Annotated in this window: 8 protein-coding genes; 5 read left to right on the top strand and 3 right to left on the bottom strand. The window is 71.8% G+C overall.

Annotated features, from left to right (window positions below; all coding sequences use genetic code 11):
* The first annotated feature begins 325 nt into the window (after positions 1-325).
* The 5 genes from VGW35_11030 (at position 326) to VGW35_11010 (ending at position 6,483) form a co-directional block, all read left to right on the top strand.
* Positions 326-2,350 carry an amylo-alpha-1,6-glucosidase gene (locus VGW35_11030; protein ID HEV8308190.1) on the top strand — a complete coding sequence of 675 codons (2,025 nt, stop codon included), beginning with the start codon at positions 326-328 and terminating at the stop codon, positions 2,348-2,350.
* Positions 2,351-2,529: 179 nt separating this feature from the next.
* The gene (locus tag VGW35_11025) at positions 2,530-3,309 is read left to right on the top strand and encodes an enoyl-CoA hydratase/isomerase family protein (GenBank protein HEV8308189.1); all 780 of its coding nucleotides are present in this window, start codon (positions 2,530-2,532) and stop codon (positions 3,307-3,309) included.
* A gap of 211 nt (positions 3,310-3,520) precedes the next feature.
* Positions 3,521-4,510, top strand: a complete 990-nt coding sequence (locus VGW35_11020; GenBank protein ID HEV8308188.1) for a tripartite tricarboxylate transporter substrate-binding protein — start codon at positions 3,521-3,523, stop codon at positions 4,508-4,510.
* On the top strand, positions 4,507-4,962 hold the full coding sequence (locus VGW35_11015) for a tripartite tricarboxylate transporter TctB family protein (protein ID HEV8308187.1): 456 nt from the start codon (positions 4,507-4,509) through the stop codon (positions 4,960-4,962). The genes VGW35_11020 and VGW35_11015 overlap by 4 nt, the downstream gene beginning before the upstream one ends.
* Positions 4,963-4,971: 9 nt before the next feature.
* Entirely contained in the window at positions 4,972-6,483 is a 1,512-nt protein-coding gene (locus VGW35_11010; GenBank protein ID HEV8308186.1) for a tripartite tricarboxylate transporter permease, read from the top strand.
* A gap of 26 nt (positions 6,484-6,509) precedes the next feature.
* Here VGW35_11010 and VGW35_11005 read toward each other — a convergent pair whose 3' ends face one another.
* From VGW35_11005 to VGW35_10995, 3 genes are all read right to left on the bottom strand, one after another.
* Positions 6,510-8,147, bottom strand: coding sequence for a DUF885 domain-containing protein (locus VGW35_11005; protein ID HEV8308185.1), 1,638 nt, complete (start codon positions 8,145-8,147; stop codon positions 6,510-6,512).
* A complete protein-coding gene (locus tag VGW35_11000; GenBank protein ID HEV8308184.1) occupies positions 8,147-9,121 on the bottom strand; it encodes an NAD(P)-dependent oxidoreductase in 975 nt (324 codons plus the stop codon). Before VGW35_11000 ends, VGW35_11005 begins: the two co-directional genes overlap by 1 nt.
* Positions 9,122-9,155: 34 nt before the next feature.
* The coding region (locus VGW35_10995) for an amidase family protein (GenBank protein ID HEV8308183.1) at positions 9,156-10,485 on the bottom strand (1,330 nt) is incomplete at its 5' end.

Genomic DNA, 10,485 nt, shown 5'->3' with positions numbered 1-10,485 from the left:
CTGATTCCCGACGCCGACGCCAGCGCCTGCCTCGCGGTCTGCCGCGCGTGCTCGCCGCGCAGGCGCTCCAGCAGCGCCCGCTCCCGTTGCCGGAAGAATTCCTCCTCGAGCGCCCGCTTCCGGTCGCCCATGAATTCCTCGGCCATCCGTCCCTCCTCTCTCGGGTCGCGCCGCCCGCGGCCCGACCCCATGCGGTGTTCCCTCCATGTTACGCCGGCGGGCCTCCGCCTGTCGGCGCCGCTGCATCCCCGAGGGAGGGCTCGGGTATCCTGGTCCGGGGCCCCGACGGACACGACCTGCGGCTCGTCGAGGGCCGAGGAGCGCCATGAACACGGAAGAGCCGGACTTCGCCGACTGGGGCCGCGAGGTGTGCGGCAGCCTCCCGCTCGCCGAGACCCGCGAGTGGCTTTGCACGAACGGCATCGGCGGCTTCGCCTCCGGCACCGTGGCCGGATTCCTCACCCGGCGCTACCACGGTCTCCTGGTCGCGGCTCTCGCGCCGCCGCTCGGCCGCACGCTCCTCGTCACCAAGGCCGACGAGAGCGCCGAGTACGACGGCCGGCGCTTCCGCCTCGCCGCCAACCGCTGGGCGGACGGCACCGTGGACCCGTCGGGCTATCGAGAGATCGAGCGCTTCCGTCTCGACGGGACGACCCCCGTCTGGACGTACGCCTGCGCCGACGCCCTCCTCGAGAAGCGAGTCTTCATGGAGCCGGGGGCCAACACGACCTACGTGCGGTACCGCGTGCGTCGCGGGCGGGGCCCGATCGCGCTCGAGCTCGCCGTGCTCGCCAACTACCGGGACTACCACGGCAGCACTCGCGGCCCGGGCTGGGCGATGCGGGTGGACGCGGTGGCCGACGGCCTCCGGGTCACCGCCTTCGACGGCGCCCGGCCGCTCCTCGTCCTGGCCCGGGGGGCCGAGTTCCGGCCGGCCCACACCTGGAGCGAAGGCTTCTGGCTGACCCGGGAGCAGGAGCGCGGCCTGGAGGCGCGCGAGGACCACCTTCACGTGGGAACGGCCCGGGCCGTGCTGGCGCCGGGCGCGGAGGTCACGCTCGTCTGCTCGGCGGAGCCGGTCCCGGCCCTCGACGGTGAGGCGGCGTGGCGCCGGCGCCAGGGCCACGAGCGGGACCTGCGCGCCCGCTGGCAGCGCGTGGACCCCGCGGCGCGGCGGGCGCCCCCCTGGGTCGGGCAGCTCGTGCTCGCCGCCGACCAGTTCGTGGTCCGGCGCCCCCTCCGCGACGTGCCCGACGGCATGTCGGTGATCGCCGGCTACCCCTGGTTCGGCGACTGGGGCCGCGACACCATGATCAGCCTCCCCGGGCTCACCCTGGCCACCGGCCGGCCCGACGTGGCCCGGCCCATCCTGGCGACCTTCGCGCGCCTCGTGGACCGCGGGATGCTGCCCAACCGCTTCTCCGAGGCCGGGGAGGCCCCCGAGTACAACACGGTCGACGCGACCCTCTGGTATGTCGAGGCGATCCGCGCCTACCACGCGGCGACCCGGGACGACGCGCTCCTGCGGGCGCTGTACCCTGTCCTGGAAGAGATCGTCGGCTGGCACCGGGCCGGGACGCGCCACGGCATCGCCGAGGATCCGGCGGACGGGCTGCTCCGCGCCGGCGAGCCGGGCGTGCAGCTCACCTGGATGGACGCCAAGGTCGGCGACTGGGTGGTGACGCCACGCATCGGCAAGCCGGTCGAGATCAACGCCCTCTGGTACAACGCCCTCCGCGCGATGGCGGCCTTCGCCCGGCGGCTCGACCGGGACGCGGCGCCGTGGGACGCGCTGGCCGACCGCGCGGGCGCGGGCTTCGCCCGCTTCTGGAACGAGGCCGCCGGCTACTGCTATGACGTCATCGACGGCCCGGAGGGGCACGACGACAGCCTGCGCCCCAACCAGATCTTCGCGGTCTCGCTCCCGGAGAGCCCGCTCGAGCCGGAGCGCCAGCGCCGGGTGGTCGAGGCCTGCGCCCGCGACCTCCTGGCTTCCTTCGGGCTCCGCAGCCTGGCGCCCGGCCATCCCCGGTACCGCCCGCGCTACGAGGGGGGTGTGCTCGAGCGGGACGGCGCCTACCATCAGGGACCGGTCTGGGGCTGGCTCCTGGGCCCCTTCGCCCTGGCGCACCTTCGGGTCCATGGAGACCCGGAGCGGGCGGTCGGCTTCCTCCAGCCGATGGCGCACCACCTGGCGGACTACGGGGTCGGGAGCCTGGGCGAGATCTTCGACGGCGAGCCGCCCTTCGCGCCGCGAGGCTGCATCGCCCAGGCGTGGAGCGTGGCGGAGACCCTGCGGGCCTGGCTCGAGATCGCGCGGCACCGCTGGCGCGCGGCCGGGACGGAGTGAGCTCGGTGGCACAGCCCGTGCCGGCGCTCCGCAGGGGGGTGGTGCGGGACTTCGCGGGGACCCCGGCTTCCCAGCCGGCCGCCCGTTCTGATATTCTCGGTGGCAGTTCGTGCTTGCCGACGGCGCCTGCACGGCATCACGCTCCCAGCGCCAGAACCCGAAGCGAAGAAGGGATTGTCGTGGCCAGCGACGAGGTCCTGCTCACGCGCGACGGCCCGGTTCTCACCCTCACCTTCAACCGGCCGGAGGCGCGGAACGCCCTGACCTGGGCAATGTACGAGCGGCTCGACCAGGCATGCGAGGAGGTCGACGCCGACGATTCCATCCGCGTGCTCGTCCTCCGGGGAGCAGGCGGCAAGGCGTTCGTGGCAGGCACCGACATCAGCCAGTTCAAGGTCTTCGAGACGGCCGAGGCCGGGATCGAATACGAGCGGGACGGCGACCGCCGCATCGAGCGGCTGGAGCGCGTCACGAAGCCGGTCATCGCCCAGATCCAGGGTTACGCGGTGGGCGGCGGATTCCGGATCGCCGCCGCCTGTGACCTCCGGATCGCCACGCCCGAGGCGCGCTTCGGCGTCCCGATCGCGCGGACCCTCGGGAACTGTCTGTCCATGGAAGCCTACTCGACCTTCCTCGACCTCTTCGGCCCGTCGCGTCTCAAGGAACTGGTCTTCACCGCCCGCCTCGTCTCGGCGGAGGAGGCCCGGGGCGCCGGGTTCGTCCACGAGATCGTGTCCCCTGAAACGATCGAGGCGCGGGTCGCCGCGCTCGCCACCCAGATCGCCGAGCACGCGCCCATCACCCTCCGGGTGACCAAGGAGGCCATCCGGCGCATCCAGGCCCAGCGCCGGGCGAGCGGCGGCGAGGACCTCATCGCGCTGACCTACACGAGCGCCGACTTCCGGGAGGGAGTGCGCGCCTTTCTCGAGAAGCGCAAGCCCCGCTGGACCGGCAAGTGAGCGGCCGCGGGCGCCCTGTCCGCGCTCGCCGGCCGCTCGTGCCGGGAACACGCTCGACGTTGCCGACCACGGTGCCGGACCGCGGTCCGAGCGCCGCTACGGTCGAGCCGTCCGCCCGCCCCGCCGTGGAGCGCGGCGTCGCTCCTCGCTATTCCGAACCGGGGCTGGGAGGGGCCGAGGAGGCCCCCTCCCGACATAGAAAGGAGACGCGATGAAGCGCGCGAACAGCATCGTGGCCATGATCCTCGCGATCCTGGCGCTCATGTCGGCGGCGGCCGGTCCGGCCGTCGGCCAGGGGAAGTACCCGGTCCGCCCGATCGAAGTCGTGGTGCCCTACGCGCCGGGCGGCGGCACCGACAACCTCATGCGGATGGTCACCGGCATCATCGACGAGAACAAGCTCTCGCCGGTGCCGATGAACGTCATCAACAAGCCCGGCGGGAGCGGCGCCGTCGGCTACAGCTACTTGATCGGCAAGAAGGGGAACCCGTACGTCGTGGCCGGCGCCACCCCGACGGTCGTGAGCGGCAAGATCGAGGGACGACTGCCCGGCGACCACCGGGACGCCATGACGATCCTGATGATCGTGGCGATCGACGAGCTGATGCTCTCGGTCCGCTCGGAGTCGAAGTACCAGACGATCGAGGAATTCGTGAAGGCCGCCAAGGAGCGGCCGGGCCAACTCACGGTCGGCGGCACCGCCACCAACTCGGAAGACCACATCTTCACCTACCTCCTCGAGAAGGCCGCCGGCATCAAGGTCAAGTACGTGCCGTTCAACTCGGGCGGCGAGGTGACGACGGCCCTCATGGGCGGCCACGTCGACGCGGCGGTGGAAAACCCGAACGAGATCATCGCCCAGGTCGAGGCCAAGAAGGCGAAGAACTTGGCCGTCGCCGCCAAGCAGCGGATGAAGGACGCCCCCGACATCCCGACCTTCAAGGAGAAGGGCTACGACTTCCTCTGGGAGCAGTACCGCGGCGTGGTGGGGCCCGCCAACATGGGCGACGAGGCGGTGAAGTGGTGGCAGAACACGCTCCGCAAGGTGACCGAGACCAAGAAGTGGCAGGAGCTCTACATCAAGCGGAACCTGCTGACCCCGGTGACGTGGGTCGGCGAGGAGGCCAACGAGTACCTCGACAGTCTCCGCGCGAAGTACGAGAAGGCGCTGACCGATCTGGGAGCCATCAAGAAGCCGTGAGGCGGGCGGATCAGGTCGCCGGTCTCGGGCTCCTCGTCTTCGCCGTCGGGTATGCGGGGGCTGCCCTCCGGTGGTACCCGTACCGGAGCGAGATAGGTCCCGGGCCCGGCTTCCTGCCGGTGTGGCTGGGCATCGCCATGGCGGTCCTGGCCATGCTGCTCTTCGTCGGCGCGACCCGGAGCGCCGAGGCCGGCCGCGCCTGGCTTCCCTGGGGGAAGGGCCTCGTGCGGCTCCTCGTCGTCTTCGCGGCCACCGGCCTCTTCACCGCGCTCCTGAACGTGGTCGGGATGATACTCGGCACCGCCCTCTTCCTGATCGGCATCCTCAGGTTTCTGGAGAGATACCCGTGGGGTCAGACCCTCGGGATCGCCGTCGGCATCGCTGTCCTGAACTACCTCGTCTTCACCTACTGGCTCCAGGTGCCGTTCCCCGTCAGCCTCCTGGGCTACTGAGGAACGGGCGTGGGCGTCCTGGACAATCTCCTGCTGGGCTTCTCCATCGCGCTCACGCCGTTCAACCTGTTCATGGCGCTCGCCGGCGTGGTCGTCGGCACGCTGATCGGCGCCCTGCCCGGCATCGGCCCGGTCTCGGGCGTGGCGTTACTGCTGCCGCTCACCTTCGGGATGTCGCCGACCTCGGCCATCATCATGCTGGCCGCGATTTACTACGGCTCCCAGTACGGCGGCACCATCACGTCGGTCCTCATCAACACGCCGGGCGAATCGGCCTCGGTGGTGACCTGTATCGACGGCTACCAGATGGCCCTCCGGGGGCGGGCCGGGCCGGCGCTGGGCATCGCGGCCATCGGGTCGTTCATCGCGGGCTCCTTCGGGGTCCTGCTGCTCATGCTGATGTCCCCCACCCTCGCCCGGTGGGCGCTGTCGTTCGGACCCCCGGAGACCTTCGCCCTCATGCTGCTCGGTCTCACGACGGTCACCGGCCTCACCGGTGAGAACGCGGTCAAGGGCTACGTCAGCATGCTGTTCGGATTGATGCTCTCGATGGCGGGGTTCGACATCGTCTCCGGCGTGCCCCGCTACACGGGCGGCATCAACGAGATGCTCGACGGCGTGGACTTCCTGCCGGTGGCGATCGGGCTCTTCGGCATGGGCGAGGTGCTGGCGGGAGCGGAGACGCCGCCCGATATGAAGATCCTCAAGGCCCGTTATGGCTTCCGGGACTGCTTGCCGAGCAAGCTCGACTGGATCCGCAGCCGGTGGGCGCTGGCCCGGGGGACGGTGCTGGGCTTCGCCATTGGCGTCCTGCCGGGCGCCGGCTCCACGATCGCCTCGTTCCTGGCCTATGCGCTCGAGAAGAAGGTGTCGCCGAACCGCGCGGAGTTCGGCAAGGGGGCCATCGAGGGCGTCGCCGCGCCGGAGTCGGCCAACAACTCGGCGTCAGCCGGCGCGCTGGTCCCGCTCTTGACCCTCGGCATCCCGGGCTCGGGGACGACCGCCGTGCTGCTGGGCGGGTTCCTGATGTGGGGCCTCCGCCCCGGCCCCCTTCTCTTCGAGAAAAACCCCGATTTCGTCTGGGGCCTCATCGCCTCGATGTACGTCGGCAACGTCATGGCCGTGATCCTGAACATCGGGTTCATCCCGCTCTTCGTCCGCGCGCTCAAGATTCCCTACAACATCCTGATGCCGCTCATCATCATCTTCTGCATCACGGGGGCCTACTCCCTCAACAACAAGGTCTGGGACGTGGGCCAGATGCTGGTCTTCGGAGTCTTGGGATACGTGATGCGGAAGCTCGACTACTCGCCGGCCGCGCTCACCCTGGCCCTGGTCCTCGGGCCTCTGGCCGAGCGGGCCCTCCGTCAGTCGCTGATCATCTCCGACGCCGGCCTCGGCATCTTCTTCCTGCGCCCCATCGCGGCGGTGCTGACGTCCGCCGCCATCGTGGCGGTCGCCGTTCCGGCGGTGCGGGCCCTGTGGGCGGCCGCCCGGGCCCGGCGCTCCGCCTGGGCCTGAACGGCCCGACGACCCGGGCGAACCAGTCAGGCCTCCTCGCCGAGCGCCAGCGCCCGCTCGGCGAGGGCGATGGGGAGGGCGCCGCTCCCCGCCAGCGTGTCGTGGAAGGCGCGGAGGGCGGCGGTGTCCGAATGACCGCCGCGCGCGAAGTATCGCTCGCGCAGGGCGAGGATCTCGAGGCAGCCGGTGAGGTAGGCGGAGGCCTGGGTGGGCCAGCTACAGTAGCGGGCGACCTCGGCCCTGGCGGTCGGCTCCGGCAGGTTGGCCTTCGCCGTCATGAAGGCCACCGCGTCGTCGAAGGTCATCGCCCCGGTGTGGAGGCTCGTGTCGACCACGATGCGGGCGGCCCGGAAGAGCATGGCCTCGCACTGGCTCATCTCGTGGCGCGGGTCCTCGAAGAACCCCTGCTCACGCATCATCTGCTCGGCGTAGAGCGCCCACCCTTCGGTGAAGTACGACGTGCTGAACGTCCGGCGGAGCCCAGACGGGTTTGCCTTGGCCGTGACGAGGTGCCAGTGATGTCCGGGGTAGGCTTCGTGGACCGACGTGGTGGGGATGCTGGCGTGGCTGTTGTTCTCCAGGCGCTTCTGCACTTCCTCGGCGGAGGCGCCGTCGGGCGGGAAGGGCACGAAGAAGTGGCCGCGGAGCGAGGTCGAGAAGGCCGGCGGGCGCTGATAGGACGCGACCGCCAGGACCGGGCGCTGGAAGGGCGGGGACGGGCGCACCACGCACTCCTCGCCGGCGGGGAACGAGACCAGGCCCCGCTCGCGCAGGAACCGCCGGGCGCGCTCCGTCCACTCGTCATACGCCTCGCGCATCGTCTCCGGCGTCGGCGGATGGTCGCGGTTCAGCTCCGCGAGCACCCGGGGCCAGTCGTCGGTGCCGGCAATCTTCCGGGCGTACTCGCGGAGCTCCTCGGCGAGCCGGGCGTACTCCCGGCGCCCGCGCGCTTGGAGACCGCCGGTGTCGAGCGGCAGCAGCTCCTTCTCCCGGAGCAGCCGGCTGTAGCGCGCCTCGCCGATCACCCAGGTCCCGCGCGCCCGCGCGCGGAGTCCGTCGAGGAACGCGGCGAAGCGCTCGAAGGCTGCCGCGGCGACGGCGCCCGCCTCGGCGATCTCCGCGCGCAGTCGCGGGTCCGCGACCTCGGCGGGCACGAGCTCGCGCGCGTAACGCGCCGCGGCGCGGGCCTGGCCGAGTGCCCGCTCCACGTAGACCCGCGGCGTCAGGTCGGCGGCGAGGTTCCGCTCGCCATCCGCGATGGCGCGGGGCACCGCGCGGAGCCGGGCGGCGGCCGCCCGCACCAGCTCGGCCTCCGGCCGGAGGCGATGGAGGAAGAGGGTGAAGACCCCGGAGAGTCCCGGATTCAGGTACGTGTCGGGCTGGCGGCGCCACATCTCCCAATCGGCCATGATGGCGCGCCCCTGGAGCGTCGACACGGCCAGGTCGCGGTCGATCCGCTCGTCGGCGCCGAGGTCGGCCTCGGCCAGCCCGCGGAAGCGAGCGAGCCAGACGAGGCTCTTCCGATGCCGGGCCTCGAAGGCCGCCGCCGAGAGATCGTCGAGCCGCTCGTCGTACTCGGTGAGCCCGAGGTGGCTGGCCATCACGGGCGCGTCGGCGTACTCCTCTCCGAGGAAGTCCCGGGCGAGCTCCGCGAACGACGACATCAGCCCGCGACGGTCTGGCGGGCGGCCGGGTTCACCACGTGGAGCGCCTCGCCCCGGCGGTAGGCCTCCAGCGTCGCGATCGCGATCCGGAGCATGTTGGAGGCGGCCTCCCGGGTGTTGTAGCCGATGTGCGGGGTGATGAGCACGTTTGGCAGCTCGCGGAAGACGTAGGCGCCACGCGGCGGCTCCTCTTCGTGGACGTCGAGGGCCGCCCCGGCGATCTTCCCGGCCCGCAAGAGGTCCGCGAGCGCGGCGTTGTCGACGACCCGGGCCCGCGCCGTGTTGAGGAAGTAGGCCTCGGGCTTCATGCGACTCAGGAGCGCGCGAGAGACCAGGGCCTCGGTCTCCGGTGTGTGCGAGAGGTGGACGCTCACGACGTCCCCGCCCGTGAACACCTCCTCGATCGGGACCAGCACGAGGCCGTGGCGGGCGCGCTCGGGACTCGCGCGCCGGGTCCACCCGATGAGCTTCATGCCGATGCCCGCGCCGAGACGCGCCATCTCGCTGCCGATCGGTCCCAGCCCCACGATCCCGAGCGTCTTGCCCCGCAGCTCCACGCCCTTGAAGCTCCCGGGCTCCCAGCGTCCCGCCCGCATGCTGACGAAGCCGGCCGCGATGTGGCGGGTGAGGGCCAGGATCATGCCCAGCGCGTGCTCGGCGACCGAGGTGGCGCCGTAGTCGGGCGTGTAGGTGACGGTCACGCCTCGCCGGGTGGCCTCGTCCACGTCGATGTGGGCGCGGTAGCCGATGCCGAGGAAGCAGATGAACCGGATCGCGGGGAGCGCGCGCAGCACCTCGGCGTCCATCAGCGAGTAGTCGAGGAACACGGCCTCGGCGTCGTGGCACCGGGCGATCAGGTCGGCCTTGTCCCGGGGCGCCCCCGGGCACAGGACGAGCGCTCCGAGGCGCCGGAGCGGGTCGAGGTCGGCGGGGTTCTCGACGAACTCGGCGCCCTCCGGGAAGACGATGCGCATGGGGCGAGCGCTCGCTACGGCCTTGAGATGACTATCAGTCCAGCGGCGGCCGGCGGTGGGCCCAGGGCTGGAGCGCCTCGAAGCCGGCGGCGGCCCGGAGCACCGTCGCGTCGGCGTGCCAGCGGCCGACGATCTGGAGCCCGACCGGAAGGCCCTCGGAGGTGAAGCCGCAAGGGACCGTGGCCGCCGGCTGCCCGGTCAGATTGAAGGGGAAGGTGAATGCCAGGCGGTCGAAGAGGGTGGGCGTGGGCCGGCCGCCGATCGTCGATGGCCCCTGGCTCGGACCGGGCTCGGCTGACCAGGCGCCGACCGGCATCTGGGGCGTCAGCAGGAGGTCGCACGTCTCGAAGAACCGGCGGGCCTGGTCGTAGAAGATGCTCCGCTGGAGGAGCGCCTTGCCGTGGTCGACCGCCGACACGCCTCGGGCGTTCTCGATCATCTGGCGGAAGCTCGGCTCGATCCACTCCGGGTGCTCGGCCGCCCGGTCCATCTGGCGCGCCGCCACGCCGACCTCGTAGATGACCTTGTGGAACGCGCCGGGGTCGGGCCAGCCCGGGTCGCGCGCCTCGAGCTTGGCGCCGAGGTCCGCGAAGCGTCCGGCGGCGGCCTCGGTGATGGCCCGGACCTCGGGGTCGACGGGCCCGTAGCCGAGATCGGCGCTCCAGACGACGGTGAGGCCCCGGAGGTCGCCGTCGCAGGCGGCCAGGTAGTCCTCGGGCGGTGAGTCGATGGTGAGCGGATCACGCGGATCGGCGCCCGCCAGGGCCTGGAGGAGCAGGGCCGCATCCCGTACCGTGCGGGTCATCGGCCCGTTGTGGGAGCGCGCGGCCCAGTAGTCGGGGGAGGGGTGATAGGGGACCCGGCCGAACGACGGCTTGAGCCCGAAGATCCCGCAGAGGGCGGCGGGGATGCGGATGGAGCCTCCGCCGTCGGAGCCGTGAGCCACGGGCCCGAGGCCGGCCGCGACGGCGCTCCCGGCGCCCCCCGACGAGGCACCCGAGGTGCGGTCGAGCTTCCAGGGGTTCTTGCACGGCGGCCCGAGCAGGTTGTCACAGGAGTCCTTGTGGCCGAAGTGCGGGGTATTGGTCTTGCCGAGGAGCACGGCGCCGGTCGCCTTGAGCCGGCCGGCCACGGCCCCGTCTTCGGCCGGCACGTGGTCCGCGAACCACTTCGACCCGAAGGTCGTGCGGATGCCGGCCGTCGGCTCGAGATCCTTGATCGAGTACGGGATCCCATCGAGGGGGCCCAGCAAAATGCCCCGCCGCGCACGCTCCTCCGCCGCCCGCGCCTGGTGGCGGGCGAGATCGGCGGTGACGGTGAGGAAGGCGTCGAGCCGCGGGTTCAGGCGCTCGACCCGGGCCAGC

It is taken from the genome of Candidatus Methylomirabilota bacterium (genome assembly GCA_036005065.1).
GTDB lineage: Bacteria > Methylomirabilota > Methylomirabilia > Rokubacteriales > DASRDR01 > DASYQW01.
This window is presented reverse-complemented; position numbering and strand designations above follow the sequence as displayed.